Below are 25543 nucleotides of genomic sequence, written 5' to 3' on the forward strand. Positions count from 1 at the left end.
GGTTCCCCATGGTCAGGATGGCGACGCCTACGCGCAGATGACGCACAGATGAATGCTCCGTTCTTGGTGGCTCCCTGCGATGCTAGCCGCCAGGACGAGAAGGCCGCCGATTTGTCCCGTACGGGAGTGCAGATGGCCACAACTACGGTGCCGCCAGCGGCAATTCTTTGGCGGCCGGGGGATCGTCGAGGCGTGGTGCGGGGCCGCAGCGGGCGCGATCGGCCTCGTGACGACGTCAGGACTCGGTGGCCGCCCCGCCGGTCAGGATGCTCGGGCGGGCGACGAATTCCGCCTCCGGGCTGAAACGCACCGCGAGACCGTCGGCCAGGGAGCGAAGCGCACCGGCGCAGTCGCCGCGGAACGAGGAACCGTGCATGACGGCCAGCGTGTGCGGTGCGAGCTTGGCGAGGGAGCGCATCGTCTCGACCGCCGCGGTCAGGCAGGAGGTCTGGCGGAACATCTCCTCGGCTTCCAGGGCGGCCTCGACCAGGTCGTTCTCGGTGACCGCGGGGCCGTTGCCGACGTGGGTGAAGAGGTCACCGCACAGGAGAGTGCCGGTGTTCTCCTCGTACAGCACACGTGCCTCCCAATTGTGCGGCACATGCGGGGTGTTGAGATTCCGGACGCGGCGGCGCACCTTTTTGCCGCCCAGGTCCAGCGTCTCGCCGTCGGCCATCGGGCGCGGCGGGCGGTCGGCCAGGTCGTTGAGGGAGACCAGGCAGCCGAGCAGGCCGTGCGCCACCTCGGCATGCGGGGCCGCGGCCAGGAACTGGTTCATGGCTCCGCACTCGTCCGCCTCGACATGCCCGAAGGTCAGCCAGCGCAGCCGGTCGACGGGCACCACCCGGCCGACGGCTTCCGAGACGGCGGGGAACAGCGACCGCATGCCCGTGTGGAAGAGCAGCGGCTCCTCCGCGTCGACCAGGAACTGGTTGAAGGTGAACCCTGCGGGCGGCGCGATCTCGGGAACGAAGGTGGATATCCGGTAGATGCCTTCGGCTATCTCATCGACGGATGTCTCCATGAGCAGCACGTCCTTCCAGCACCGCCCCCTGCCCATGGTAGGTCCGGAACAGGGGGCCTGCCGTGCGGGTGGCTGCCCGCTGCCGTGCGGCGCACCATGGAAGGACCAGGGGGGTTGGCAGGAGGAATCCTCATGTTGGAAGTCAAAACGGTCGACAAGCCGGATGAACGGCGGGACTTTCCCCGAGGCCACCTCGAAGCCCTGCACCTCAGCGGACTGGACTTCGCCGTGGCCACGTTCGAGCCCGGCTGGCGCTGGTCGGAGTCGCTACGCCCGCTCGTCGCGACGGACAGCTGCGAGGTGCACCACAACGGCCTCGTGGTGCAGGGGCGGATGCGCATCAGGATGAACGACGGCGCGGAGTCCGAAGTGGGGCCCGGCGATGTGTTCGTCGTCTCTCCCGGGCACGACGCCTGGGTCGTCGGTGACGAGCAGGTCATCCTGTACGACTTCGCCGGCGGTATGGCCACCGATTACGGTAAGGCGGCGGGCGGGTCATAGGCGTCCGCGGCACGCGCCGGGCATGTGCTGCGCATCCCGGCGTGGTGTTCGAGGCCGGCGGTCGCTGTCGGCCTCTGCCGCTGTATGGCACGGCCCTTCCGGAATGTGGAATGTTGACGGTGGGTTCTCGGCGTGTGGATGCACACGCCGATTTGCATGTCTAGGACGGCGCCCGGTGGGCAGGGGAGCGGGACGGTCCGGCATGCGATGCGGAATAGGGGCACACGGTGTGCCCGTTACCGCAGCTGGACACCCATGGGACACCGACGACAGACCGGAAGCAGGCAAGCATGAGCACGGTTGAGCTCACCAAGGACAACTTCGACGAGATCGTCTCCGGCAGCGAATTCGTCCTGATCGACTTCTGGGCCGAGTGGTGCGGCCCCTGCAAGCAGTTCGGCCCGGTCTTCGAGCGGTCGTCCGACAAGCACGACGACCTGGTCTTCGCCAAGGTCGACACGGAGGCGCAGCCCGAGCTGGCGGCGGCGTTCCAGATCCAGTCCATCCCGACCCTGATGATCGTCCGCGACAACATCGCGGTGTTCGCCCAGCCGGGCGCGCTGCCGGAGGCCGCTCTGGAGGACGTCATCGGCCAGGCCCGCGGTCTGGACATGGACGAGGTCCGCGCCTCGGTCGCCGAGGCCCAGGAGAGCGAGCAGGGGCAGCAGGCGCAGGCCGAGTGAGTGAGCTGCTGCTGATCAGGCACGGCGAGACCGAGTGGAGCCGGTCAGGTCGGCACACCAGCTGGACCGATCTGCCGCTCACCGCCGCAGGCGAGGAGCAGGCCCGCGCGCTGCGGCCGCTGCTGTCCGGCCGGAAGATCGGGCGGGTGTACGCCAGCCCGATGGTGCGGGCGCTGCGCACCGCCGAGCTGGCGGGCCTGGCGCGGCCGGCGATCGATGCCGAGCTGCGGGAATGGGATTACGGCGGCTACGAGGGCATCGCCACCGCCGAGATCCACCGCGGCACGCCCGGCTGGTATCTGTTCACCGACGGGGTCGCCCCCGGGCCCGACGAGCACCCCGGGGAGTCGCCCGAGCAGGTCGGGGCGCGTGCCGACCGGGTGCTGGCGCGGATCGCGCCGTGGCTCGATGCGGATGAGGGCGATGTGGCGCTGGTGGCGCATGCGCACTTTCTGCGGGTGCTGACCGCCCGGAGGCTCGGACTTCCGGCCGCCGCGGGCGGGTTCTTCACGTTCGAGACCGGGGCGGTCGGCGTCCTGGGGACCGAGCACGGCCGCCCCGCGGTGGTCGCCTGGAACGCCCGGAGTCTGTGAGGGAACGCCCGGAGTCCGTGAGGCGCGGGGTTACGGAGCCATCGGATCGAGGTGCAGGGGTTTCACCTTGCCCTCGATCATGGCGCCCAGCCCCTGTACGGCGCAGGTGCTGGGGCAGTCCGCGATGTGCACCGGCATGGTGGTGGCCTGCTGGATCATCGGCTCCAGGCCGGGGATCAGCGCACTGCCGCCCGCGAGCATGATGCCGCGCTCCCCGAGGTCGGCCACCAGGTCCGGCGGGCAGCGGCGGAGCACCGCCCCGATGCCGTCGAGAATCGAGGTCAGGGGGGTGGCGATGGCATGCCGTACCCGTTCGGCGTCGACAAACACGGAGCGGGCCTGGCCGCTGTGCATGTCCCGGCCGTGCACCTCGGTCGATCCCGTGGCGAGCCCGCCGGTGTGGGAGAGCAGCAGGTGCAGCGGGCGTGCGCCCTGGCCCGCCAGCATCAGCTCGTGGTGCAGTCGCAGATGCTGGATCACCGCGTGATCGATGGCATTGCCGCCCACGGGGACGGTCTCGGCGGCCACGATCGAACCGAGTGAGAGCACCGCGACCTGCGTGGTGCCGGCGCCGCACACCACGATCATGGTCGCTTCGGGGTGCTCCACCGGGAGCCCGCAGCCGACGGCCGCGGCGATCAGGGTGTCGACCAGCTCGACATGGCGGGCACCCAGGCCGGTGAGCGTCTCCACGGCGGCCCGCTGGGACAGCGGCTGGCTGCCGTAAGGGAGGCAGACCGCGGCGCGCATCGAGGGCCGGCGCCGCCAGCTCTTGCGCAGTTTCTCGCCGACGAGATGACGCAGCAGCCGCTGGGCCATGTCGATGTCCACGATGGTGCCGCCGGATACCGGGCGCACCACGCGGATGTAGTCGGGTGTGCGGCCGTCCATCAACTCGGCCTGGTCGCCGACGGCCAGCACCGCGCCGGTGCGGATATTGACCGCGGCGGCGGTCGGCTCATCGACCACCAGGCCCTGGTTCTTGACATACACCCTGGTCCGGGCCGCGCCCAAGTCGACGGCGGCCGAGCAGCGCCGCAGTTGGGCCAGGCTGATGGTCATGGGTGATTCCTCCCCAGAAGGCTGGTATGGATGGAGTACTCGCACGTGACCATTCGCAGGTGGCCACTCGTACGCCATCCTCCGGTCGTGGCACGTCAGCTGCCTGCTGGAGAGGGCCAGTCGGGGGACGGGTGAAGGGGCGCGGCGCCTCGGTCCACACGCCGCTGGAACAGGCCCCAGGTGAACTCCGTGACGATGGCCTGGGGCTCGCCGTCAGGGTCGGGGGCCGTGCAGGCCAGGGCCCAGCGGGTGGGTGCGCTGCCCTCCATCGGGCGGGCCGGGGCGAAGGCGCGCGCGACCTCGTCGACGGTGCAGGACCAGGGCGTGAGGTCCGCGGTCGTACGGAGTTCGGGGGCGGCGGCACCGGGCGCGCGCACCAGCCAGGCGTTGACGACGGTGCCCCGGGCGGCGGTGAGCACTTCGAACCTCAGCTCGGGCCAGAGGGGGACGGGCCAGGTCAGGGCCTCGCAGGTCAGGTCGCCGAGGCGCCGGGCGGTGACGGTCTCGGGGGTGCCGAGCAGGGCGCGGTAGGGCTGGACGCCGCGCGCTTGCGGTGCGTGCATCCGCGCCTGCCAGCGGCGGTTGGCCTCGCGCAATTCCGCGCGGGAGACGTCCAGTTCGCGCAGCGCGTCCTGGACGAGACCGGGCTGGTGGTCGGCCATGCGGCGCAGCAGGACGAGCTGGAAGGCAACCGGTCCGGGCAGGTCGGAGGGGGTGCCGGAGCCGGTGGGCGGGTCATTGTCAGTGGTGCGGTTCATGATGGACATGGTCGTGGACGGTGCGGGTCGCGGGGGATCCGGGACGGTCGCCGTCGGGGAGGAAGAGGACGGAATTGACGTAGCGGCGGTGCGGTGCGAGGGAGCGGCGCAGCAGCCCGTGTTCGGCGACGTGGGAGGTGCGGGACTGATGAGCGGACAGATCGAAGTCGGCCAGTGGCGTCCAGTGGTCGTGCGGCAGGACCCAGCCGCGATAGCCGCGGGCGGCCGTCCAGTCCAGTACCGGCCGGAGCGGCTGGATGCGGGTCTCCAACTCGACGAAGAGCGCCGGGTGTTCGCGCTCGACGAGGTCGGCCGCACCGCGCAGCACCGCCAGCTCCCCGCCGTCCACATCGATCTTGATGAGGGTGACGGAGGCCAGGCCGAGGGCGTCCAGGGGGAGGCAGGGCACGTCGAGGGCGGTGCCGTGCAGTTCGCGGCGGACGAGCGAGGAGACCCCGCGGTCGCCGCGGCCGTCCGGGGGCAGCCAGAGGGTGGCGCAGCCGGCGTGGTCGGTGGCGGCGGCGGGGACGACATCGACATGCGGCGGGGTGACGGAGGCGATCAGCCGGGCGAGATGGGGGACCGGCTCGATGGTGACGACGCGATCCGCGCGCCGGGCCAGCCGACGGGTCCAGGGGCCGTACCACCCGCCGACGTCCACGGCCGTGCCGCCCGGCGGGCAGAAGTCGGCCAGCCGACGCAACTCCGGTTCGAACCGCGGATAGAGCCCGGCCGCCATGGCCGACACCAGCCGGGCCGGCAGCCGCGGGCCGAGCCGGGCGGCGAGCGTCACGACCGCGTCTCCTGCTCGGTGAGGCAGCGCAGCAGACGCTCGTGTTCGGCGTCCGTGACCTGTTCGCCGGAGGAGGGGAGGAGCTGGGGGATGCCGTCGAGGATCGGATAGCGGCGCCGCAGCCGGGGGTTGTAGAGGGCGTCGTCGGGGGTGAGGAGGGACAGCGGGCCCTTGTCGAGCGGGCAGGCGAGGATCTTCAGCAGCGGGTCATCGGGCTTCATGGCTCAACTCCGTTAAGGGGGAGGGGGATTCAGCGGGCGGATCGGGGGCGTTCGCCGGGGCGGTCTCGCGGGCGGGGGCCGGGGCGTCGTGATCGTGGCGGGGGAGTGCGAGCAGGACGGACAGGGCGACGGCCGTGCCGCCCAGCCGCAGCGCCAGCCGTACGGGCTCGGCGGGCAGCGGCTCTCCGAAGGCGACGGTGCCGCAGGCGACGGTGAAGACGCAGGTGACGGTGGAGCAGACGGGGACGATGACGGAGGCGCGGCAGCGTTGCAGGGCGGTCTGGGACAGCACCAGGCCGGTGGCTCCGGTGAAGAGCAGGAGGTAGGGATAGGGCGAGCGGAAGAGTTCCGCGGCGGCGCCCGGGATGTCGCGGGTGGTGAGCAGGCCGGAGACGCCCTTGATGGCGAGTGAGCTGACGCCGTAGAGGAGGCCGATGGCCACCCCGTAGGGGACTCCCGCGGTCGGCAGGCGGTGGCGGCGCTTGGCGCGGCGTTCCGCCGAGCCGTACAGCAGCAGCCCCGCGGCCAGCGACGGTACGGCGATGGCGAGGAGTGTCGCGGGCGGCGCGGTACGGGCGATGGCCTGCGCGTCATCGTCCTGGAGGGAGGCGACGACCAGCCCCAGCGCGACGAGTATCGCCACGATGCTCTGCCGCTCACGGCCGCTGGTCCGCTCGCCGAGCACCGCTGAGGAGAGGAGCAGCAGCAGGACCAGACCCGAGATGAAGATGCCCTGAGCGGCGGCTATGGGGAGGGTGCGATAGACGGCGAGTTGGGCGGCGAAACCGGCGGCCAGGGCGAGCGAGCCGCCGAGCCACAGCGGGCTGCTGAGGAGGTGGCGGACGACCCGGGCGGGCTGCCGGGTGCTGAGTGCGGGCAGCGTGGACAGCGCGCGCTTCTCCAGCACAAAGCCGGTGCTGTAAAGGACGTTGGCGAGCAGCGCGGCCGCCACGCCCCACCACAGCATCGCCCTACTCCCTTCTCCGGCGGGCATGCGCGAGCAGGATGGAGGCCAGGGACGGGACATGGCATGCGGCGCGGTCGAGGGGCCGCAGCGGGCGCGGCACATCGTGATACGGCGCGCCGGCGATCCGTACGACATCGAAGCCGGACGCGGTGAGGAAGCCGCGTAACGCGCGGGCGGTGTAGAGGCGCAGATGGCCGACGACCTGGGTGCCGGGCCGGCCATGGATACGGCGCATGCTCACCTCCGAGAAGACGGGCTGGACTCCGGCGAGCAGGAGTCCGCGGTTGTACCAGGCGGCGAGATTGGGGGTGGAGAGCATCAGATGGCCGCCGGGGCGCAGTACCCGGTGCAGCTCGTCCAGGGCCGCGTCGGGGTCGACGAGATGCTCGACGACCTCGCTGAAGAGCACGGCGTCGGCGGAGCCGGTCGCGAACGGCAGCCCGCCGTCGGTCAGTTCGCCGCGCACCGCGTACGGGATGCGGGTCGCGGCGCGGCGCAGCGCGTCCTGCGACCAGTCGACGCCGACCAGGCGGTGACCGGCAAGGACACCCGCGGCGGTGGCGGCGGCGGTGCCGTCGCCGCAGCCGATGTCCAGGATGGTCGCGGCCGGTGCCCCCGTGCGTACCGGCCCCAGGGCGCGGGCCAGCAGCAGGGCCTGTCGTCGGCTGCGGGCATCGCCCGAGGCGACCGGCACGGCGGGGTTCTCGTAGAAGTCGCGCAGGCCGGCGGGGGGTGGAGTGACGCCGTGGGAAGGAGGGGCGGTCGGGGGACGGGTCATCGGGCGCCTCCTTCGGCCCGGGACGCGGGCGGGGTCGGGGGTGGGGCCCAGGCGGTGGCGGCGAGCGAGCTCTCGAAGAGGGCGCCCAGCCGGGCGCCGGCCGCGTCGTCCAGGAGGGCGTGCGACCAGCGCAGCGCGAGCTGGATACGGCCGCTGACGGAGACGGTGGTGACGGTCAGCCCGCGCGGCATCCTGGCCGGGGCGGAGAACCACACCGCGGTCGGACGGCCCGCGTCGCCGAAATCCAGCGGGTAGGGGATACGGCCGATGTTGGAGAGGAGAGTGGTGGACGTCCAGGGCGCGGCGGCGGTACGCAGCGCACGGGTGACCGCGCCGCGCAGCCCTACGGGCAGGACGGGCGCGGTCAACAGCGTTCCGGCGAGACCGAGTTGGGGCCCCGGCGCGGACTTGAGGGCCCGGGTACGGGCGGCCGTACGGTGCAGCAGCCGGGTCACCGCGTCGGGGTCGGGCGGGTCGGCGGTGAGCAGCTCGGCGTCCCGGTGCTCCTCGGGACGGAAGCCGACCGAGACCAGCCTGGTGCCGTTGCCGATGGGCATGTCCGTGCCGCGTGGACGGTCGTCGACGGGCATGGTGACGACGACGGGGGAGGTGGGGCGCGAGTGCAGCCGGTTCCAGCGCGCGACCATCAGGCAGGTGGCGACGAGGAGTTGATCGTTGACGGTGTAGGGCGCCCGGCCGTCGACCCGCGGCGGCCGGGCGGGAACGGGGAGCTCGACGATGAGCATGCCGTTGCCGTTGCCGTTGCCGTTGCCGTTGCCGTAGCTGGTGCTGGTGCTGGTGCTGGTGCTGGTGCTGGTGCTGGTGGGGAACCGGCTGCCGTCGCTCTGGCCACGACCGTGCCCGTGCCCGTGCCCGTGGTCGGCGGCGAGGCGGGCCGGGCGGGCGAGGCCGTGCCCGGGGCCCGTCGCGTCATCGGGCGGGATCCGGTCCGTGCGGGGCTCGGCGGCGCGTACGGGCGGCGGGGCCGGCGAGTTGTCCGCGCCCCCGTACAACTCGGCGGCGGTGGCCAGCACTCGGAGGCAGGCCGGGCCGTCCAGCGCGGTGTGGTTGATGGTGAGGAGCAGGACAGTGGCAGCGCTGCCGTCGGCGGCCCCCGGTCTCTCGATCACCTCCAGCCGGACGGGCGGCGACGCGTCCAGGGGCGGGCAGTCGGCGAGCGCGCGTTCCCGGGCCCGTATGAGTGCCTCAGGGCCTGGGGGCGGGAAGGCGACCGGGTCCACATCCGGGACGGCGGTGAGTTCCCACTCGTAGCGGCGGCGCCACCAGCGGACGGGGGCCTGGCGCATCAGGATGCGGGGGTGCCGGGTGAGCGCCTGGTGGAAGGCGGCGCGCAGGCGCGCGTGGTCGACCCGGCCCGGGAGGTGCACCTCGATATGGACGGTCTCCGGCTCGTCGTCCTGGAGGCAATGCCGGGCGATCTCATCGACGACGGGGAAGGGGAGGCGGGTGATCGCGGGTTCGCGAGCCGTGGCGGTGGGCGGAACGCCGGACGGTTCGTGCCGGGCCGGTTGGAGTGCGGTCATCGGTTGGTCTCCTCCCCGCTGTCGTCCGGGCGGGCGGGCCCGTCGTCACGTGGCCCGTCGTCACGCGGACCGTCGCTACGGGGATGGGTGGCACCGCCCGGCAGGCGCCGGTCGGCCCAGTTCGGTCCGCCGGACCGGGACCGCCCCCGGGCCACGATCGGCCGCCCGGCCTCGGTCGGGGGGCCCGCCTCGGCCGGATTACCGCCCTGTACTCCGTCACGGCCGCCTCGCGCCCCACGCCCCGTCCGGTCCCGCCGGCGGCGGGGCAGCGGCGGTGGCGGGGGAGGCGACGGAGGCGCGTACGGACCGGACGGGCTGTACGGACCGGACGGCAGTGGCGAGGTGGCCGGATCCGGTGCCGTCGGGCCGCCCGCGCCGGCCGCCCGACCCACCGGTTCGTTCCGCGCCGGTACGGTCACCACCGCCGCCACGAGCGCCAGCAGGGCCAGCGCCTGGGCGACGCCGCTGAACGCCCCCTCGTCGGCGGCGATCGGTTCGCCCGCGCCGAGGGCCGCCGTGATACCGGCGCCCAGCATGGCCAGGAGGGCGAGCGGCACAAGCAGGTCCCGCCGGAAACGGGCCGCCAGCGCCAGCAGCGGCACGATCAGGGCGTACGGGCCTGCTGCCATCGCCACCACCACGGTAAGTGCCAGCGCGCCCAGCACCCAGGACGGCTCGGGCGGGGCCTGCGCTGCCGGAGGCGGGGTGCGCGGGGTGCGTCGGACCAGGGCGGAGACGATCAGCAGCGCGAGGCCCAGAGCGCCGCCGATCAGGCCCAGGTCGTAGACGGTGGCCGGTTCGTAGGACAGCTCGACGGTGCCGCCCGCGCCCGCCGGGACGAGGAAGGCCTGCTGCCAGCCGTCCAGCCGGAGCGGCGTCAGTTCCCGTCCGTTGAGCGTGGCGTGCCAGCCGTCGTTGGCGTTCTCGTACATCTGGAGGTAGGCGGCCTTGCCCGCTCCGACGGCGACGCTGCGGCGATCGCCCGCCCAATTCCCGGCGGTGACCTTACGCACCGCACCAGCCGTCGATGCCGATGAATCCGATGAATCCGATGAAGCTGATGAATCCGACGAAGCCGAAGCAGCCGGAGAAGCTGATGAATCCGACGAAGCCGAAGCAGCGGACGACTCCTCGGGCGCCCCTGCCCCCGCCTCAGCCCCCTTCCCCCTCCGCAGGGTCACATCCGTCAGCGCCAGGGGGCCCTGGTCGCCGGCCTCCACCCGGTGCCGCCCGGAGGGCAGTTCCAGGCGGCCGTCGCGGGCGTCGCCGGCGCACAACTCCACGGTGATCGGGCGGCGTTCGGTGAGATCGCGGAGCGAGCCGGAGGCCTTGGTCGCGTGCAGGATCCCGTCGACGGCGAGCATCGGGCCCTGGCCGCAGCCGACCGAGAAGCGTTTGCCGGCCGGCGGCCGGGGCGTGCGGTACGCGTCCAGCGCCGGGACATAGACCTCGCTGAGGCCGACCGGCAGCTGGAGCGCCTGCCCGGCGACCGGGTTGTGCAGGGTCAGCGGTTTGACCTTGCTGATGGTGATGTCGAGGCGGTCGGTGGTGATCGGGTCGAAGCGGGCCTGGCCGTTCTCGTCGACGCCCGCGGTGGCCGCCCCGTGGGGCGAGTTGATCAGTATCTGTTCCGGCCGGGTGGAGATACCGCCGGCCGCGGCCAGCACGATCTGGTCGATCTTCTTCTTGCCGGGCCAGCGCAGATGGAGCGTGGGCCGGTCGCCCGCGATCCAGGCGGTGGTCAGATCGCCGTCGACGAGGTTGCGGGGGCTGAGCGACTGACCGAAGCCGAAGCTGGTGGAGTCGGCGGTGGCGGTGATCCGGTCCTTCTGCTCGGGTGCGATCCGGTCCAGAAGCCGGTCGAGTTCGGGACCCGGGACGGCCAGCGCCTTGCCGGAGATCGCATAGGACGCGCTCGCGTTCGTACGGAACTGGCGGTGCAGGCCGATCTCGGCGGAGACCGGGGAGAGGCCGCCGGGGTCGCTGCCCCGGTGGAGGGAGACGGTCTCGGCTGGGGCGTCGGAACGCTGTGCGTCGGCGGGGAGCTGGAGGAGACGGGTGACCTGGATGCCGGGGATGGTGATCTCGGCGAAGCCCGCGCCGGAGAGTCCGGCGCGCGGCGTCTGCGAGCCGAGGATGGTGACCTTCAGCCATTTCGCGTTCCCGGCAGGGGCCTTGACCTGCTGCTTCGTGCCGTCGGGCCGCAGTGTGCCGTCGACGCTGCCGCGGTCGGTCTGCACCCGTACGGACGTCGGGGCGGCGCGCAGACCGTCCCCGGGCAGCGGTGTGAGGGAGATCGACGAAGGGACGGACGTGGGCTGGGTGAAGGTGATCTGCGCCCACTGCCCTACGGGGTCGCCCGCGCTGCCCTCCGCCCAGGCGGTGTCCGGATTGCCGTCGAAGGCGTTCACCGGGTCGTACTGCGGCAGGTGGAAGAGCCAGTTGCCGCTGGTGGAGGCGGTGACGGAGCGGGCGCCGCGGAGCACCGCGGTGGTCTGGTGCTCGATGCCGGAGGTGGGCAGGATCTGCCGGGGCGGCCGGCCGGGGTCCTGGACGCTGTCGGGATGGTTCTTCTCGTCGGCCGTGTACGTATACGACGTATTGCTGTTGACCAGGCCGAAGCGGGTGTCGGCGCGGCGCAGGCCGTCGGCGGTCAGCTGGAGCGGCGGGGTGCCGATGCCGGGGTGGTTGTCGCCGGTCAGGACGGTGGGGCGAGAGCGCAGGGCGGGGTCGGCGGACAGCTGAAGGAGCGCCTCCGGGCCGCCGCTGAGCCGTGCGGTGTCCGCGACGGACTTGGCCGTGACCCGGCCGGGCTTCGGGGTGTCCCGGGGCTCGTAGATCTCGACCGAGCGCTGGCGCGGGTAGAGGCCCTGGATCTGCAGCGGGGCCTCGGCGGGGATTCTGCCGCCGGTGGTCAGCGGGCCGAAGGCGGCCGCTTTGCGGTAGCCGGATGCCTCCAGGGTGCGTTTGACGGTCTGCGGCGGGACATAGCCGATCTGGTCCGGGTCGAGGTCGTTACGTACGACCACATCGTGGATGCCTGCCCGGCCCAAGTAGTCGCGCAGGCCGGGGACTTGGGCGCCGGACAGCAGGGCCTGTTCGACGGCGTCCAGGGCGCGGCGGGCGCCCGCGGTGCCGAACGGGATGAAGTCGCGCTGCGCCCAGGGGGATTCGGCGAGAACGTCCAGGGGTTCGTCGATCGGCGAGCCCCAGGTGTAGATGCCGTGCGCGGTGGCGGGGACGATCAGGGCGCGGTTGTCGGGGGTGTGGGTCCTGAGCCAGTCGGCGGTCTGCTCCCAGTAGGTGGGCAGCTTGGTGAAGGCGCCGGGCTGAAGGATGCTGCCGGTGAGGAAGGGGAGAGCGAGGGCGGGGAGGACGAGGAGAGCGGTGAGCAGGGGGAGCTGCCGGCGGGCGGGGATGCGGCGGGTGCCACGGCGTTCGGTGGCGACCTGGAGCAGATGCGCCAGGCCGAGGGTGAGCGCCAGCGCGAGGCCGGGGGTGAATTTGTAGATGTTGCGGAACGGGCGCAGCCAGCCGTTCAGCCAGTCCTGCCACAGGCCGTGCACGGGGCCGCCCAGCGCACCGCCGTATCCGGCCAGCGCGATCAGCGCCACGGCCAGCACGGTCAGCAGCAGCCAGCGCCGCTCGGGCAGATCGCGGCGGGCCAGTCCGGCCAGGCCGAGCGCGGCGGCCAGCGCGGAACCCAGTACCGCGAACGCATGGGCTGTCATGGTCCAGCCGGCCGGCAGCCAGGGTTCGCCGAAGTTGAGATAGCCGACCCAGTTGCCCGCGCCGCGCAGCATCTCGGTGGCGGACATGGTGCCGGTGGTGGTGTCGGCCTGCTCGACGAACGGCATGAAGTTCTCACCGTGGATGCCCAGCAGCAGGAGCGGCACCACCCACCAGGCGGTGGCCAGCACCACGCCGGGGATCCACCAGGCGAGCAGTTTCGGGCGACGCGGCCCCGTACGGGAGAGCAGATACAGGCCGACGGGTAACAGCGAGGCCAGCGTCGAGGCCGCGTTGACGCCGCCCATGAAGGGGATCAGCAGCGCCGAGCGGGTGGCGGCGATACGGGCGGAGACCTGCGGGTTGGTCAGCGGCAGCAGAACCCAGGGGAGCAGCGCGCCGGGGAGCGCTGCGGCGGAGGTGGAGCCGATGACGATGGTGAAGGTCGGCCACAGGGCGTAGCAGGCGGCGGCCAGGAGCCGGGCCGGCGGAGTGCCGAAGCACAGCCGCTCGGCCAGCCGCAGCGCGCCCCAGAACGCGGCGGTCACGATCAGCGACATCCACAGCCGCTCGGCCAGCCAGATGGGGAGATGCGCCAGATCCGTCAGGCCGTAATACGGGAGGGTCGGAAAGGCATAGCCGATGTACTGGTCGGCGAGACCGCCGAAGCCCGCCCGGTCGTGCCACAGCTGCCCGAGATCACCGAGGAACTTCCATGGGTCGGTCGTCACGCCCAGCTTGGTCTCGAATGTCATCTTCCCTGGTGAGGGGGCCAGGAAGCCGACCAGGGCGAGCGCCCAGAACGCGAACAGCCAGCGCCTGCTCCGCGGTTGGCCGGGTGGCGGGCCGGCCGGCGACGGCGTCGGTGTGCCCCCGGTGTCGGGCGACCCCGGGGACATGGACAGTGCGAGGGTCTGGGTCATGACAACCGCCGGGGGACGTGGGGCGGCCGGCCGGGGAGACGGATCCGGATCACGGCAGCCGCCGGAGGATGAGGAGGAGGTTCCAGGTGGCGATTTCGCGGACGCCGGGTAGGCGGGGGATGGTCTCGGCGAGGAACGGCGCGTAGCGCGAGCGGGCCGACACGAGGGCGATGTCGTCGCGGGCCCGCACCTGGCGCAGGGTGGGGCCGACATGCACGGCGAAGAGGTTCTCGCCCAAGGTGTGCTTGGCCGGCCGGCCGGTGCGCCGCCGGTAGCGGGCGCGGGCCCGCTCGGCGCCCAAGTAGTGCCAGGGCGCGGTCTCATGGCCGCCCCAGGGGGACAGCCAGTTGGTGAAGGCCACGTAGATCAGCCCGCCGGGGCGGGTGACCCGGACCATTTCGCTGAGGAAGGTCTGCGGGTCGGCGACATGCTCCAGGACGTTGGACGAGAAGCAGACATCGGCGGCGCCGTCGGCCAGCGGCAGCAGATAGCCGTCCGCGACCACCGCCCCCTCGGGGACCCGGCCGCGGGCGGTCAGCTCCGCCGTATCGGGCTCGAAGAGATAGCCGTACGCGCCGCGGCGCCGGAACTCCTCGGTGAAGTGCCCGCTGCCGCCGCCGACGTCGGCGACCACCGCTCCCTTCAACGGGACATGGCGTTCGACCTGGTCGGCGGCGTCGCGGGCGAGCAGTCTGTAACAGTGTTCCGGTTCGGTCTGTTCGCGCAGGAAGGCCCGGAAGAGGGCGTAGGACCTGCGCAGCGAGGGGTCGCGCACCGGGGCATCACCGCCTGGGAAGCGTATTGATGAACGCCTCCGCGGCGACCGCCCGGAAGCTGCGGACCGTGTGGCTCCATCTGAAGTGGGCGGTGCGCTGCTCGGCGGCGGCACCCAGGGCGTCCCGGCGGTGGGCGCTGAGTGCGAGGGTGCACCAGTGCGCGGCGAACGAGCTCTCGCCGCGGGCCAGCAGACCGGTGACGCCGTCCTCGACGGAGTCGCGCAGGCCGGGGATGTCGAAGCCGACGGCGGGGGTGCGGCGGGCAGCGGCCTCCATGACCACCAGGCCCCAGCCCTCGACCAGCGAGGGATGCAGCAACAGCCAGGCAGAGCACAGGAGTTGGTGTTTGCGCCGCTCGGAGATATGGCCGGTGAAGGTGACATCGGGGCCGGCCATCGCCGTCAGTCGCGCCCGCTCCGGGCCGTCGCCGACGATGACGAGCCGTCCGCCGGTCACCGGGCGGACCCGTTCCCACAGGCGCAGCAGCAGGTCGATGCGCTTGTATTCGACGAGCCGGCCCATGGCCAGGAAGAGCGGTTCGGGCGCCTTGGGGACGAGCGGTCCGGGCTCCTCCACGCCGTTGTACACGAGGCGGATACGGTCCGGTTCCACGCCGAGGCCGTGCAGTGCGGACGCCGTCGAGCCCGAGACGGCGACCATCAGATTGCGGCGGTGGGTGCCGGCCAGCGCCCAGTGCTCCAGGCGGCGGCCGAGCCGCGCGGCGGGCCCCGGATATCGCATCTGCCACAGGTCCGTATGGACGTGGTTGACCAGGCACAGGGTCGGGCCGCGGTGCCACAGCGGCGCGAGATACGGCATACCGTTGCACACCTCGACCAGCAGATCGCAGGCGCCGACCCGGCGGGCCAACTGGCGGGGTGCACGCAGGAAATGACCCGCGTCGCCGCCCGCGGACACCACACGGTAGCCGCGGGCGGGGGCACCTCCCTGGTCATGGGGAGAAGCCAAGAGCTTGGGGGATGCCGGTCCGCCGCACAACAGGGTGACCTGGTGGCCGTGCGCGGTGAGACCTTCGGCGATCCGGTCCACCAGGAGCTCGGAGCCGCCGGCGGCGGGGTTGCCCAGGTCGCGGCGGGCGAGGAAGACGATACGGCGGGGGAGCGGGGGCGGCCCGGACGAGGGGGGTCCGGGCAGCGGAGACGGCGCGGGGGAGGGGGATGGCGCGGGTGGCGAGAGGGGCGGGGACGGTGGTACGTGCTGGGGCATGTGCGCTCCAACTCGTCTCAGGGTGCGGTACCAGCGGTGGGGGACGTACTGCGCTGAGTCGCTCGGGGTCGTGCTGCATCATGCGGTGCTGAGGTGCTGAGGGGTTTCCGTGGTGCTGTGGTGCTTCGGCGGTGCTGCGGTGCGATTGCTGTGGTGTTGCGGATTCTGCCGACCGGAAGGACGGCCGTCTGCGTGTGGGGTGGATAGTTTTCGCCGACCTGTTCGATGCGGCTACTCACCGGGGTGACAAAATCCGGGTCCGTCGTTGCTGACGGTTCATCACTTTGCTCAGGGCTTGCCGACTGGCTGTCTCCCACGCACCACCAGCCCCACGCCGATCAGCGCAAGCGCGCCGCCCGCCGCCGCGGCGCCCACCGGCAGCGTCCCCCCGACCAGCGCCAGCTTGTCGCTGTCGGCCTTCGCCAGTGCCACCTGGTCCCGCTGCGTCGCCGGCGTGAACTGGAGGTGCTCGCCGTCCAGCAGCGTCACCGCATCGCGCCCGGTGCCCGGCGCGCGCAGCGTCTTGCGCGGCGAGATCGAGGCGTTGATGATCCGGCCCGTGCGCTGCTCGACGACCAGCTCGATCCCGGAGTTGGCATACCACTCCTCGGCCTGGATCTGGCCCTGCTGCGGCCGCCCGACCAGCCGCCCGGGGACCTGCCGGCTGCCGGCCCTGGTGGGCCCTACGGTCCCGGTGAAGCGATAGCCCTGGTACCCCTGGATCTTCTTCGTGCCGGCGAAGCGGAGCGGCACGGCGGCGCCCAGCGTGTTGTCCCACCAGCGGTAGCTCTTCTTCTGTACATCAAAGGGGAATTTGAGGTAAGCATCGCCGTCGAAGCGGGTCGGGGCCTCCTCGCAGCAGTGCACCGGGGCGTTGCTGCGCCGGTCGGTCACCCAGCGCTCGGTGTTCCACTGGAACGCCTTGCGCGGATCCTTCAGGGCCAGCGTCTTCGGGGTGTCGACGGTCGTGGAGACATCCCATACGGCCCGCCCGCTCTCCTCGCTCGCCGTGACATCGCCCAGCACATGCCGGGTGATGGTGATCTTCTGCCACTTCCTGGTTTTCAGCGACTCGGTGTCGAAGTAGCTGCCGGTGCCGGTGAAGACCGTGGTGACATCGACATCGACCGGGGTGACCTTGGCCCGCGGCTCGACGTACCAGGCCAGCATGGGCGCGAGGACCAGCAGGAAGACGCCGAGGCCCAGCAGGACCAGCGACAGGGGCGAGGCGGTGGCCGGGGCGGTGACTGAGGCGGGCCGGGCGCCTGTCGTACCGGATTCACGCATAACGAGCACTCCTGGAAGCGGTGGGGAACACGCTCTGGTGCACGTGCGGCGTCGTCTGACGCGCCATGGGCCGGGAAGGTAAGCGAACTCTTGACAGGGAGTCAATGCCCTTCCACACTCGGCAGGCACCACGACTGACGTGGTGCCGCGCTGTGGGAACGCGGCATCGAGCCGGACCTGCGGGCGCAATCCGCCCCGGGCCGGACCGTGTGCCGTACCAACCTCGACGGAGACCGACAACGGCCTCCGGCATCGACGAAGGGGCTCGCCGCGCCATGCACCGTATGCTCGCCGCCGTACTGACCGCGCTGGCCGCCGCCGCCCTCGCCGTAGGCGCCGGGTTCGGCATCGTCGCCGCCCTGGAAGCGCCTCCCGAACAGCCCAACGTGCCGCTGGTGACCTTTGACCGGACCGGCGAGTAGGAGGCCGGGATGACGAGGCGGGCGGGACGGGACGGGCCGGGCGCCGAAGGGCAGGGCGTGGTGACCGCCGTCCGCTCGGCCTGGCGGGAGGTCCCGCCCTACCAGGTGCGGCAGTTCGCCGCGCTGGCCATGGACGAGGTACCCACCCTGGCCCAGGACATCCTGCGCGAGATCCGCCGTGAGTATCCCCAACTGCCGCTGATTCCCGATGAGTCCGGGGAGCCGCAGGCCCTGATCGGCATCCGGCAGTCGCTGGAGCACTTCGTGGAGCACATGACGGCCGGGCTGGACCGCCCGCATGTCCATCCACGGGTCTTCCAGGAGTTCGGCCGCGGCGAGGGCATGCAGGGCCGCAGCCTGGACGCGCTGCAGGCCATCTACCGGCTCGGCGTACGGCTGGCCTGGCGGCGGCTGGCCGAGATCGGCCAGCAGGTCGCCATCCCGGCCCCGGCGATGTACGAACTCGCCGAGTCCGGCTTCGAGTACCTCGACGGGCTGGTCGCCGAATCCGTCCGCGGCTACGCCGAGGCCGCCGCCCGCCAGGCCGGCGAACGGCTGCGGCTGCAACGCCGCCTGATGGAGCAGCTGTTCGCCGGCGATCCGGAGGCTGTGGCGGGCGGCGGTGCGGGTACTCCCCATGCCCCGAAAGCCATGGGGGAGGGCGGGGGCGATCCGGTGTCCGCGCTCGCCGAGGTCGCCGCCCGCATCGGCTGGCCGCTGCCCGAGCGGGTGGCGGTCGCGGTCCTGCTGCGCCCGGCCCGGGAGGCGGTGGCGCCCGCCGTCGCCTCGGACGTCCTGCTGGACATGGAGTGCGAACGGCCGCGGCTGGTGGTGCCGGAGCCGGACGCCCCAGGACGGCGGGAACTGCTGGCGCGCGCGGCGGCCGGCTGGTCGGGTGCGATCGGGCCGGTCGTACCGCTGCTGGACGCCGCGAAGTCGCTGCGTTGGGCCGGGGCCGCGGTCGGACTGGTGGAGCGCGGACTGCTGCCCGCCGGCGAGCTGTTGCAGTGCACCGAGCACACCGAGGCGCTGGTCCTGCTGCCGCCCGAGGAGCTGATCGACGACCTCACCCGCCGCCGGCTCGCACCGCTGACCCGCTGCGGCCCCACCCACGGCCGCCGGCTCGCGGAGACCCTGCTCGCCTGGCTGGAGACCCGCGGCGGCGCCCCCGAGGTCGCCGCCCGGCTCGGCGTCCATCCGCAGACGGTGCGCTACCGGCTGCGCCAGATACGGGAGTTATGGGGATGGGAGATGGATGACCCGGACCGCCGCTTCGAACTGGAGCTGGTGTTACGTGCGCGGAGGCTCCGCGGGGAGCTGGACTGAGGGCGCCGAGCGTCAGGCCCCGCCCGCCCGGCGCTCGATGAGCAGCCCCATCCCGTCCATGATGCGGGCCAGCCCGAACTCGAAGATCGATTCCAGGTTCACCACGTCCTCGTCGATCCCCGCGACCCCCGCGTACATGGGGTAGGAGCCCGAGGTGAGGATGCCCTCGAACGCAGGCTCCATCGACGCCATCCACTGGTCCTGGTCCATCCCCGTCTCCTGCTCGGACTCAAGATCGTCCTCGAACCCGGAGGCAGTGGACAGCACAAAGCTCAGCAGCGTCAGGGCCATGTGGATCAGCGTCACCGGGTCCGCCCCCTTGACCCGCGCCATGGTCCATTCGATGAGCGCCATCGCATTCGGCATCGGCTGCGGCCGGGTGACCGACAGATACTGCGCGAGCCACGGATGCCGCTGGTAGAGCGCCCACTGCAGTCGTGCCCCCGCCTCCATCCGGTCCCGCCATCCCTCCGGCGCCGGGTCGGGCAGCCGTACGTCCTCGAACGCCGCATTCGCCATCAGCAGCACCAGCTCGTCCTTGTTCGCCACATGCCGGTAGAGCGCCATCGAGGACACCCCGAACTCGGCGGCCACCCGACGCATCGACAGCGCCCGCAGCCCCTCGGCGTCGGCGACCTTGATCGCGGCCCGTACGACGCGGTCGCGGCTCAGCCCGCTGTCGGCGTCGCGCGGCCGGCGTCCGCGGGGCGGTTCGCCGCGCGCGGCCCGCTGGGGTTCGGCCACTACGGTGCCCACACCCGGCACGGCCCGTACGACCCCCTCCTGACGCAGCGTGGTCAGCACCTTGGTCGCGGTCGCCATCGCCACGCCCCACTCCTGGGTGATCCGCCGGGTCGAGGGCACCCGGTCGCCCGGTGCCAGCTCGCCGGCGTCGATACGGCGCCGGATGTCGTCGGCGATCCGACGGTAGGGCGGCGGGGCGGGGCGGTCCACGAGCGGCCTCCGTACTAGTGCACTAGGGCGGTGTCGAGGGGTCGAGGGTAGCAGTGGGCCTCTGACTGGGGCCTCTGGCCGGGGTCCTTGGCACGGCTGGACGGGACGGATCCCGACCCGGGTGCACTAGTGTGACGCACCTCCAACTCCCTTCTCCCGCTTGATGTTTGCACCGTAATCACCGGCTGCTTACTGTGTCACTCATGTCGTTTACTCCGTACACACCCCAACCGCTGGCCGGCCGCCGGGAGTGGACCGCCCTCGGCGTCCTCCTGCTGCCCTGTCTGCTCGTCTCGATGGACGTCTCGGTGCTCTACTTCGCGGTGCCGTTCCTGACGGAGGAGCTGCAGCCGAGCAGCGTCCAGCAGCTATGGATCCTGGACATCTACGCCTTCGTGCTGGCCGGCCTGCTCATCACCATGGGCGCGCTTGGCGACCGCATCGGCCGCCGCCGGCTGTTGCTGACCGGCGCCGTGCTCTTCGGCCTTGCCTCCGGCGTCGCCGCGTATGCGCAGAGCGCGGAAATGCTGATCGCCGCACGGGCGTTGCTCGGTATCGGCGGCGCGACCCTGATGCCGTCCACGCTCGCGCTGATCCGCAATCTCTTCCACGACGCAAAGCAGCGCGGCAAGGCGATCGCCATCTGGTCGGCGGCGACGACCGGCGGGATCGCGATCGGCCCGGTGCTCAGCGGGGCGCTGCTGGAGAACTTCTGGTGGGGCTCGGTCTTTCTGATCAACGCGCCCGCGATGGTGCTGCTGCTGGTCTGCGGGCCGCTGCTGCTGCCGGAGTTCAAGAACCCGGCGGCCGGGCGCTTCGATCTGCCCGGCGCGGTGCTTTCACTGGCGGCGATGCTGCCGATCGTCTACGGGATCAAGGAGATCGCCCGCGACGGTGTGTCGGCACCGCCCGTACTCGCCCTGGTGATCGGCTTGTTGGCCGCCGCCGGATTCGTCCTCCGTCAGCGCACCGCCCGCCATCCGATGCTCGACCTGGAGCTGTTCCGGCACGCCGGGTTCAGCGTCTCGGTGCTGATGAACCTGCTGGCGATGTTCGCCGTCGTCGGCTGTGCGGTGTTCTTCACCCAGTACCTCCAGTCGGTACGGGGCATGCGCCCGATGGAGGCGGCGTTGTGGAACCTGCTGCCGACCCTCGCGGTGGGCGGAATGGCGGCGGTCGCCGCCGGGCTCGCCCAGCGGATGAACCGGGCGTACATCATCGGCATGGGGTTCGTGATCGCAACCGGCGGATTCGTCTGGCTGTCCTGGCTGGAGCCGGGCTCGGCCCTCTGGTTCGTGCTGGTCGGCTCTGCGGTCTACGCCTCGGGCCTGGTGATGGTGATGTCCCTCGGCAATGAACTGGCCCTCGGGGTCGCCCCGCCGGAGCGGGCCGGCTCCGCCTCGGCCGTACTGGAGTCGGGCACGGAGCTGGGCGGCGCGCTCGGGATGGCGATCCTGGGCAGCATCGGGGGCGCGGTCTACCGGGGCGACATCGATGGGGCGCTGCCCACCGGCCTTCCCGTGGAGGCGGCCGACGCGGCACGCGAGACCCTGGCGGGCGCCGCCGCGGTCGCCGGCCAGCTCCCGGGCCGGGCGGGCGAGGCGCTGCTGACGGCGGCCCGTGCGGCCTTCACCGAAGGGCTGCATGTGGCCGTAGTGGGCGCCGCGGGCGTGATGGCCTTGGGGGCGGTGCTGGCGGTGGGGCTGCTGCGGGGCGTCCATCCCCCCGCCCCCGAACCCACCCCCGAAGGGGGAGAGGGGGAGAAGGCGGGCGAGCGCTTGGCACCCGCCGCCACCCCCTCCCGTGGCGGCGTCAGCTGAAGTCGAGGTCGCCGGTACGGGTCCGCTTCAGCTCGAAGAACTTGTCGTAACCCGCGAGGAGGCGGGCGCCGTCGAAGACCCGTACCGCTTCCTCGCCGCGCGGGATCGCCGTCAGGACCGGGCCGAAGAACGCGACACCGTCGACATGCATCGTGGGCGTGCCGACGTCCTCGCCGACCGGGTCCATGCCCTGGTGGTGGCTCTTGCGCAGCGCGTCGTCGTACGCCTCGCGGTCGGCGGCACCGGCCAGCCCGGCCGGCAGCCCGACCTCGGCCAGCGCCTCCTCGACGACGGTGGCGGTGTCCTCGCGGCCTTCGTTGTGGATGCGGGTACCGAGCGCGGTGTACAGATCGCGCAGCACCTCCTCGCCGTGCTCCTGTGCGGCGGCTATGCACACCCGCACCGGACCCCAGCCCTCGTCCAGCAGTGCGCGGTACTTCTCGGGCAGGTCCTCGCGGCCCTCGTTGAGCACCGAGAGGCTCATCACCCGGAAGCGCAGATCCAGGTCACGGTGCTGCTCGACCTCCAGGATCCAGCGGGAGGAGATCCAGGCGAAGGGGCAGATGGGGTCGAAGTAGAAGTCGACGGTGTGGCGGGCGGTGCCGGCGGTCTGGGACGTCATGGCTCACAGACTAGAGCGCTACCGGCCCTCTCAGATGGGACAGTCGGGGCCCATGATCGTGGGCCAATTCTGCCGTCGGGCGCGCAGTGGCCCCCTCGCGCTCACTCGGGCGCGATGCCCAGCATCCGCTGGAGCAGTTCCTTGAGCAGCGTGCGCTCGGCGACGGTCAGCTGGCCCAGGGGCTCGCGTGCGAAGTCGAGCGAGGTGCGCAGCCGCTCGGCGGTGCGCTCGCCCTCCGCGGTCGGGGCGGCCAGCTTGATGCGGCGGTCGGCCGGGTCGGGGCGGCGCTCCACCAGGCCGCGGGACTCCAGGCGGTCCACGATTCCGGTGATATTCGACGGCTCGCACTTCAGCCGCTGCGCGACCTGGCGCATGGGCAGCGGCTCGACGCAGAGCAGGCTCAGCACCCGCGCCTGGGCCCCCGTGAGGGAGTGCTCGGCCGCGGCGTGCTCGTACTCGTCGTAGTAGCGGGCGACGACGGTGCCGATGAGGTCGACGACCTCGACGGTCAGGGGGTCTGCGCGCGGAGTCATGGACACGAGGATAACCAATTACTTGACAACATGAAATATTGAGGAGCATGGTTGTTTCAGTACCTGAAACATTAGGAGGATCGCGCTATGTCCGCACTGCCCACGACCGGCCGCGAATGGCACCTCGTCGCCCGCCCGCACGGCTGGCCCACCCCGGAGGACTTCGTGCTGCGCGAGGCCGCGGTGCCCGAGGTCGGCGAGGGCCAGATCCTCGTCCGCACCCTGCACTTCTCCGTCGACCCGTACATGCGCGGCCGGATGAACGATGTGAAGTCGTATGTCCCGCCGTTCCAGCTGGACCAGCCGATGGACGGCGGCGCGGTCGGCGAGGTCATCGCCTCGCGCGATGCGTCCATCGCCGTAGGCGACCACGTCCTGCACGGCCTCGGCTGGCGCGAGTACGCGGTGCTGGACGCCAAGCGCGCCGCGAAGGTGGACGCGTCGCTGGCTCCGCTCACCGCCTACCTCGGCGTGCTGGGCATGCCCGGTCTGACCGCCTACGCGGGCCTGCTGGAGGTCGCCTCCTTCAAGGAGGGCGACACCGTCTTCGTGTCCGGCGCGGCCGGCGCGGTGGGCAGCGAGGTGGGCCAGATCGCCCGGCTCAAGGGCGCCTCCCGGGTCATCGGCTCGGCCGGTTCCGACGAGAAGGTCAAGCTCCTGGTCGAGGAGTACGGCTTCGACGCCGCCTTCAACTACAAGAACGGCGACGTCACCAAGCAGCTCAAGGAAGCCGCGCCGGACGGCATCGACGTCTACTTCGACAACGTCGGCGGCGACCACCTCGAAGCGGCCATCAGCGCGCTCAACGTCCATGGCCGCGTCGCGATCTGCGGCATGATCTCGATGTACAACTCCACCGAGCCGTCCCCGGCGCCCCGCAACCTCGCGATGGTGATCGGCAAGCGGCTGCGCCTTCAGGGCCTGCTGGTGTCCGACCACGCCGACCTCCAGCCGCAGTTCGTCGAGGAGGTCTCCGCCTGGATCCGCTCCGGCGAGCTGAAGTACAGCGAGACCGAGGTGGTCGGCATCGAGAACGGTTTCGATGCCTTCCTGGGCCTGCTGCGCGGCGAGAACACCGGAAAGATGATCGTGAGCCTGGGCGGCTGACGGCCGGCTTCCGGTTGGCGGCCGGACCTGACCGGCCGGCCGGCGGGGTGGGGGCGGGGGAGCGAAAGCCGGTGAGCCTCGCCCACCGGCCCTCACCCCCTTGCCCCCCGCCCGTTAGGCTCAGCGGCAAGCCGTCGCGATCCGTGGGCGCGAGTCGCGGCGAACCACAGGAGGATTCGGTATGTCCATCCAGACCGTCGACGTCGTCTACACCGCTGTCGCCACCGCTGAGAACGGCCGTGACGGCCGCGTCGCCAGCGACGACGGCAAGCTCGACGTGGTCGTCAACCCGCCCAAGGAGCAGGGCGGCAGCGGCGCCGGCACCAACCCCGAGCAGCTCTTCGCGGCGGGTTACAGCGCCTGCTTCCAGGGCGCGCTCAGCGTCGTCGGCCGCCGGGAGAACGCGGATGTCTCCGGCTCCCGGGTGACCGCCAAGGTCGGCATCGGCAAGACCCCGACCGGTGGCTTCGGCCTCACGGTCGAGATCACCGCCTCGATCCCCAACGTCGACGCGGCCACCGCCAAGGACCTCGTGGAGAAGGCGCACCAGGTGTGCCCTTACTCCAGCGCCACCCGTGGCAACATCGAGGTCAAGCTGACCGTCGCCTGAGACGGGGCCGCCGGGTACCCGGCACAGCCTGAAGCCGAGGGCCGTACCCCAGCGGGGTGCGGCCCTCGGCCGTGCGTACCCACGCCGGCCCGAGGCCCTCCTGTGATGTGGGCCACATTGTCGATGTCTTGACGCACCCCCCGTGTAATCGATTTCGTGGGGCCTCACGAAACTCAAGAAAACGATTACACGGGGCGGCGGCGGAGCCATGGCGAACATCAAGGATGTGGCAGAACGGGCGGGGGTCTCCGTCGCCACCGTCTCCCGGGTGCTCAACGGCCGTAGCCCGGTCGCCGAGACCCGCGAGCGGGTGCTCGCCGCCGTACGGGAACTGGGCTACCGCCCCAACAACGTCGCCCGCGCGCTGCGCACCGCACGCACCGGAGCGCTCGGCCTGATCATCAGCGACCTCACCAACCCCTTCTTCACCGAGCTGGCGGACGCCGTCGAGGACGAGGCCCGCAGCCTCGGCTACAGCCTCGTCATCGGCAACGCCGGCGAACGCCCCGACCAGCAGGACGACTACATCCGCACCCTGCTGGACCGACGGATCGACGGCCTGCTGGTCAGCTCGGCCGGCACCGGCTCGGCGATGCTCAGCGAGGCCGTCGCCTCCGGCACCCCGCTGGTCCTGCTGGACCGCACCGTGCCCGGCATCGACGCCCCCTGCGTACGCGCCGACGGCCGCGCCGCGCTCACCGACCTCGCCGCCCACCTCGCCGCCCTCGGCCGCCGCCGCCCCGCGATCATCGTCGCCCCGGCCGGCACCCCCACCGGCGACGAGCGCCTGGACCTCTTCCGTACGGCGCTGGCCGCGCACGGCATCGCGCTGCCCGACGAGCGAAGCAAGATGGGGGCACCCCCGGACGGAGTCTGGGGGAGGGTCGGCGCCACCCTCGACCTCCAGCACACCGGCGGCCGCCGTGTGATGAGCGACTTCCTCGACCTGGCAGAGCCGCCGGACGCGGTGCTCGCCACCGACAACCTGATGGCGCTGGGCGCGATGGACGAACTCCGCGCGCGCGGCCTGCGGGTCCCCGACGACGTGGCGCTGGTGGTCTACGACGACGTGCCGTGGTTCACCCACACCGATCCGCCGCTGACCGCCATCGCCCAGCCCACCCGCGATCTGGGCCGGGCCGCCGTGCACACCCTGCTGGAGTGCGTCGAAGGCCGCCGCCCCGAATCGGTGCTGCTGCCGGCCCGGCTCGTACCGCGCCGTTCCTGCGGCGAGACCCCGTCGACGGACGAACCCACCACCGACTGACGAGCCGGCTGAGAAC

The 25543-nt window shown here is 72.0% G+C and carries 24 protein-coding genes; 9 read left to right on the plus strand and 15 right to left on the minus strand.

Annotated elements, in window-relative coordinates; translation table 11 throughout:
- Positions 1-235 precede the first annotated feature (235 nt).
- The gene (locus AB0I10_RS25625) at positions 236-1024 is read right to left on the minus strand and encodes an MBL fold metallo-hydrolase (protein ID WP_363154958.1); all 789 of its coding nucleotides are present in this window, start codon (positions 1022-1024) and stop codon (positions 236-238) included.
- Positions 1025-1156: 132 nt separating this feature from the next.
- On the opposite strand from AB0I10_RS25625, the gene AB0I10_RS25630 reads away from it, so the two are divergent.
- The 3 genes from AB0I10_RS25630 (at position 1157) to AB0I10_RS25640 (ending at position 2801) form a co-directional block, all read left to right on the plus strand.
- Positions 1157-1525, plus strand: a complete 369-nt coding sequence (locus tag AB0I10_RS25630; protein WP_363154959.1) for a cupin domain-containing protein — start codon at positions 1157-1159, stop codon at positions 1523-1525.
- 290 nt (positions 1526-1815) lie between these two features.
- A complete protein-coding gene (gene trxA / locus AB0I10_RS25635) occupies positions 1816-2208 on the plus strand; it encodes a thioredoxin (protein ID WP_363154960.1) in 393 nt (130 codons plus the stop codon).
- Positions 2205-2801 (plus strand): histidine phosphatase family protein, encoded by a 597-nt coding sequence (locus AB0I10_RS25640; protein ID WP_363154961.1) that lies wholly within the window; start codon positions 2205-2207, stop codon positions 2799-2801. The genes trxA and AB0I10_RS25640 overlap by 4 nt, the downstream gene beginning before the upstream one ends.
- A gap of 30 nt (positions 2802-2831) precedes the next feature.
- Here the strand turns inward: AB0I10_RS25640 and AB0I10_RS25645 are convergent, their stop codons facing one another.
- The 11 genes from AB0I10_RS25645 to AB0I10_RS25695 form a co-directional block, all read right to left on the minus strand.
- Positions 2832-3863 carry a rod shape-determining protein gene (locus AB0I10_RS25645; RefSeq protein WP_363154962.1) on the minus strand — a complete coding sequence of 344 codons (1032 nt, stop codon included), beginning with the start codon at positions 3861-3863 and terminating at the stop codon, positions 2832-2834.
- A 95-nt stretch (positions 3864-3958) separates the two neighbouring features.
- The gene (locus tag AB0I10_RS25650; protein ID WP_363154963.1) at positions 3959-4621 is read right to left on the minus strand and encodes a hypothetical protein; all 663 of its coding nucleotides are present in this window, start codon (positions 4619-4621) and stop codon (positions 3959-3961) included.
- Positions 4605-5414, minus strand: coding sequence for an FkbM family methyltransferase (locus AB0I10_RS25655; RefSeq protein WP_363154964.1), 810 nt, complete (start codon positions 5412-5414; stop codon positions 4605-4607). Before AB0I10_RS25655 ends, AB0I10_RS25650 begins: the two co-directional genes overlap by 17 nt.
- The gene (locus AB0I10_RS25660; protein ID WP_363154965.1) at positions 5411-5635 is read right to left on the minus strand and encodes a Trm112 family protein; all 225 of its coding nucleotides are present in this window, start codon (positions 5633-5635) and stop codon (positions 5411-5413) included. Before AB0I10_RS25660 ends, AB0I10_RS25655 begins: the two co-directional genes overlap by 4 nt.
- Positions 5622-6602, minus strand: a complete 981-nt coding sequence (locus AB0I10_RS25665) for a DMT family transporter (RefSeq protein WP_363155004.1) — start codon at positions 6600-6602, stop codon at positions 5622-5624. The genes AB0I10_RS25660 and AB0I10_RS25665 overlap by 14 nt, the downstream gene beginning before the upstream one ends.
- Before the next feature lie 4 nt (positions 6603-6606).
- Positions 6607-7380 carry a class I SAM-dependent methyltransferase gene (locus AB0I10_RS25670; RefSeq protein ID WP_363154966.1) on the minus strand — a complete coding sequence of 258 codons (774 nt, stop codon included), beginning with the start codon at positions 7378-7380 and terminating at the stop codon, positions 6607-6609.
- On the minus strand, positions 7377-8924 hold the full coding sequence (locus AB0I10_RS25675; RefSeq protein WP_363154967.1) for a condensation protein: 1548 nt from the start codon (positions 8922-8924) through the stop codon (positions 7377-7379). The genes AB0I10_RS25670 and AB0I10_RS25675 overlap by 4 nt, the downstream gene beginning before the upstream one ends.
- Positions 8921-13576 (minus strand): alpha-(1->3)-arabinofuranosyltransferase family protein, encoded by a 4656-nt coding sequence (locus tag AB0I10_RS25680; protein ID WP_363154968.1) that lies wholly within the window; start codon positions 13574-13576, stop codon positions 8921-8923. The genes AB0I10_RS25675 and AB0I10_RS25680 overlap by 4 nt, the downstream gene beginning before the upstream one ends.
- A gap of 49 nt (positions 13577-13625) precedes the next feature.
- Positions 13626-14351 carry a class I SAM-dependent methyltransferase gene (locus tag AB0I10_RS25685; protein ID WP_363154969.1) on the minus strand — a complete coding sequence of 242 codons (726 nt, stop codon included), beginning with the start codon at positions 14349-14351 and terminating at the stop codon, positions 13626-13628.
- Between the two features lie 7 nt (positions 14352-14358).
- Positions 14359-15579 carry a glycosyltransferase family 4 protein gene (locus tag AB0I10_RS25690; RefSeq protein ID WP_363154970.1) on the minus strand — a complete coding sequence of 407 codons (1221 nt, stop codon included), beginning with the start codon at positions 15577-15579 and terminating at the stop codon, positions 14359-14361.
- A 288-nt stretch (positions 15580-15867) separates the two neighbouring features.
- Positions 15868-16866, minus strand: a complete 999-nt coding sequence (locus AB0I10_RS25695) for a DUF3068 domain-containing protein (protein ID WP_363154971.1) — start codon at positions 16864-16866, stop codon at positions 15868-15870.
- A 275-nt stretch (positions 16867-17141) separates the two neighbouring features.
- Between AB0I10_RS25695 and AB0I10_RS25700 the strand changes: the two genes are divergently transcribed.
- Positions 17142-17288: a hypothetical protein gene (locus AB0I10_RS25700; protein WP_363154972.1), complete on the plus strand. Its 147-nt coding sequence runs from the start codon at positions 17142-17144 to the stop codon at positions 17286-17288.
- 9 nt (positions 17289-17297) lie between these two features.
- Complete coding sequence (locus AB0I10_RS25705; RefSeq protein ID WP_363154973.1) at positions 17298-18614, plus strand: helix-turn-helix domain-containing protein; 1317 nt, start codon at positions 17298-17300, stop codon at positions 18612-18614.
- Positions 18615-18626: 12 nt separating this feature from the next.
- On the opposite strand, the gene AB0I10_RS25710 is transcribed toward AB0I10_RS25705, so the two are convergent.
- Positions 18627-19568 (minus strand): GntR family transcriptional regulator, encoded by a 942-nt coding sequence (locus tag AB0I10_RS25710; protein WP_363154974.1) that lies wholly within the window; start codon positions 19566-19568, stop codon positions 18627-18629.
- Positions 19569-19771: 203 nt separating this feature from the next.
- Between AB0I10_RS25710 and AB0I10_RS25715 the strand changes: the two genes are divergently transcribed.
- Positions 19772-21388: an MFS transporter gene (locus AB0I10_RS25715; protein WP_363154975.1), complete on the plus strand. Its 1617-nt coding sequence runs from the start codon at positions 19772-19774 to the stop codon at positions 21386-21388.
- Here the strand turns inward: AB0I10_RS25715 and AB0I10_RS25720 are convergent.
- The gene (locus AB0I10_RS25720) at positions 21381-22010 is read right to left on the minus strand and encodes a disulfide bond formation protein DsbA (RefSeq protein ID WP_363154976.1); all 630 of its coding nucleotides are present in this window, start codon (positions 22008-22010) and stop codon (positions 21381-21383) included. The genes AB0I10_RS25715 and AB0I10_RS25720 overlap by 8 nt on opposite strands.
- 101 nt (positions 22011-22111) lie before the next feature.
- Entirely contained in the window at positions 22112-22543 is a 432-nt protein-coding gene (locus tag AB0I10_RS25725) for a MarR family transcriptional regulator (protein ID WP_363154977.1), read from the minus strand.
- Positions 22544-22630: 87 nt separating this feature from the next.
- On the opposite strand from AB0I10_RS25725, the gene AB0I10_RS25730 reads away from it, so the two are divergent.
- The 3 genes from AB0I10_RS25730 (at position 22631) to AB0I10_RS25740 (ending at position 25527) form a co-directional block, all read left to right on the plus strand.
- Positions 22631-23650 (plus strand): NADP-dependent oxidoreductase, encoded by a 1020-nt coding sequence (locus tag AB0I10_RS25730; RefSeq protein ID WP_363154978.1) that lies wholly within the window; start codon positions 22631-22633, stop codon positions 23648-23650.
- A gap of 181 nt (positions 23651-23831) precedes the next feature.
- Positions 23832-24260 (plus strand): organic hydroperoxide resistance protein, encoded by a 429-nt coding sequence (locus tag AB0I10_RS25735; protein ID WP_363154979.1) that lies wholly within the window; start codon positions 23832-23834, stop codon positions 24258-24260.
- A 208-nt stretch (positions 24261-24468) separates the two neighbouring features.
- Positions 24469-25527: a LacI family DNA-binding transcriptional regulator gene (locus tag AB0I10_RS25740; RefSeq protein WP_363154980.1), complete on the plus strand. Its 1059-nt coding sequence runs from the start codon at positions 24469-24471 to the stop codon at positions 25525-25527.
- Positions 25528-25543: the final 16 nt, after the last annotated feature.

This window comes from Streptomyces sp. NPDC050636 (assembly GCF_040654775.1).
Classification (GTDB): Bacteria; Actinomycetota; Actinomycetes; order Streptomycetales; family Streptomycetaceae; genus Streptomyces.

Coding starts and splice junctions, on each gene's coding strand:
- AB0I10_RS25720 (WP_363154976.1), bottom strand. CDS start 22,010: ATGACGTCCCAGACCGCCGGCACCGCCCGCCACACCGTCGACTTCTAC.
- AB0I10_RS25725 (WP_363154977.1), bottom strand. CDS start 22,543: ATGACTCCGCGCGCAGACCCCCTGACCGTCGAGGTCGTCGACCTCATC.
- AB0I10_RS25660 (WP_363154965.1), bottom strand. CDS start 5,635: ATGAAGCCCGATGACCCGCTGCTGAAGATCCTCGCCTGCCCGCTCGAC.
- AB0I10_RS25740 (WP_363154980.1), top strand. CDS start 24,469: ATGGCGAACATCAAGGATGTGGCAGAACGGGCGGGGGTCTCCGTCGCC.
- AB0I10_RS25700 (WP_363154972.1), top strand. CDS start 17,142: ATGCACCGTATGCTCGCCGCCGTACTGACCGCGCTGGCCGCCGCCGCC.
- AB0I10_RS25680 (WP_363154968.1), bottom strand. CDS start 13,576: ATGACCCAGACCCTCGCACTGTCCATGTCCCCGGGGTCGCCCGACACC.
- AB0I10_RS25715 (WP_363154975.1), top strand. CDS start 19,772: ATGTCGTTTACTCCGTACACACCCCAACCGCTGGCCGGCCGCCGGGAG.
- AB0I10_RS25730 (WP_363154978.1), top strand. CDS start 22,631: ATGTCCGCACTGCCCACGACCGGCCGCGAATGGCACCTCGTCGCCCGC.
- AB0I10_RS25645 (WP_363154962.1), bottom strand. CDS start 3,863: ATGACCATCAGCCTGGCCCAACTGCGGCGCTGCTCGGCCGCCGTCGAC.
- AB0I10_RS25665 (WP_363155004.1), bottom strand. CDS start 6,602: ATGCTGTGGTGGGGCGTGGCGGCCGCGCTGCTCGCCAACGTCCTTTAC.
- trxA (WP_363154960.1), top strand. CDS start 1,816: ATGAGCACGGTTGAGCTCACCAAGGACAACTTCGACGAGATCGTCTCC.
- AB0I10_RS25625 (WP_363154958.1), bottom strand. CDS start 1,024: ATGGAGACATCCGTCGATGAGATAGCCGAAGGCATCTACCGGATATCC.
- AB0I10_RS25735 (WP_363154979.1), top strand. CDS start 23,832: ATGTCCATCCAGACCGTCGACGTCGTCTACACCGCTGTCGCCACCGCT.
- AB0I10_RS25650 (WP_363154963.1), bottom strand. CDS start 4,621: ATGAACCGCACCACTGACAATGACCCGCCCACCGGCTCCGGCACCCCC.
- AB0I10_RS25675 (WP_363154967.1), bottom strand. CDS start 8,924: ATGACCGCACTCCAACCGGCCCGGCACGAACCGTCCGGCGTTCCGCCC.
- AB0I10_RS25630 (WP_363154959.1), top strand. CDS start 1,157: ATGTTGGAAGTCAAAACGGTCGACAAGCCGGATGAACGGCGGGACTTT.
- AB0I10_RS25695 (WP_363154971.1), bottom strand. CDS start 16,866: ATGCGTGAATCCGGTACGACAGGCGCCCGGCCCGCCTCAGTCACCGCC.
- AB0I10_RS25670 (WP_363154966.1), bottom strand. CDS start 7,380: ATGACCCGTCCCCCGACCGCCCCTCCTTCCCACGGCGTCACTCCACCC.
- AB0I10_RS25705 (WP_363154973.1), top strand. CDS start 17,298: ATGACGAGGCGGGCGGGACGGGACGGGCCGGGCGCCGAAGGGCAGGGC.
- AB0I10_RS25690 (WP_363154970.1), bottom strand. CDS start 15,579: ATGCCCCAGCACGTACCACCGTCCCCGCCCCTCTCGCCACCCGCGCCA.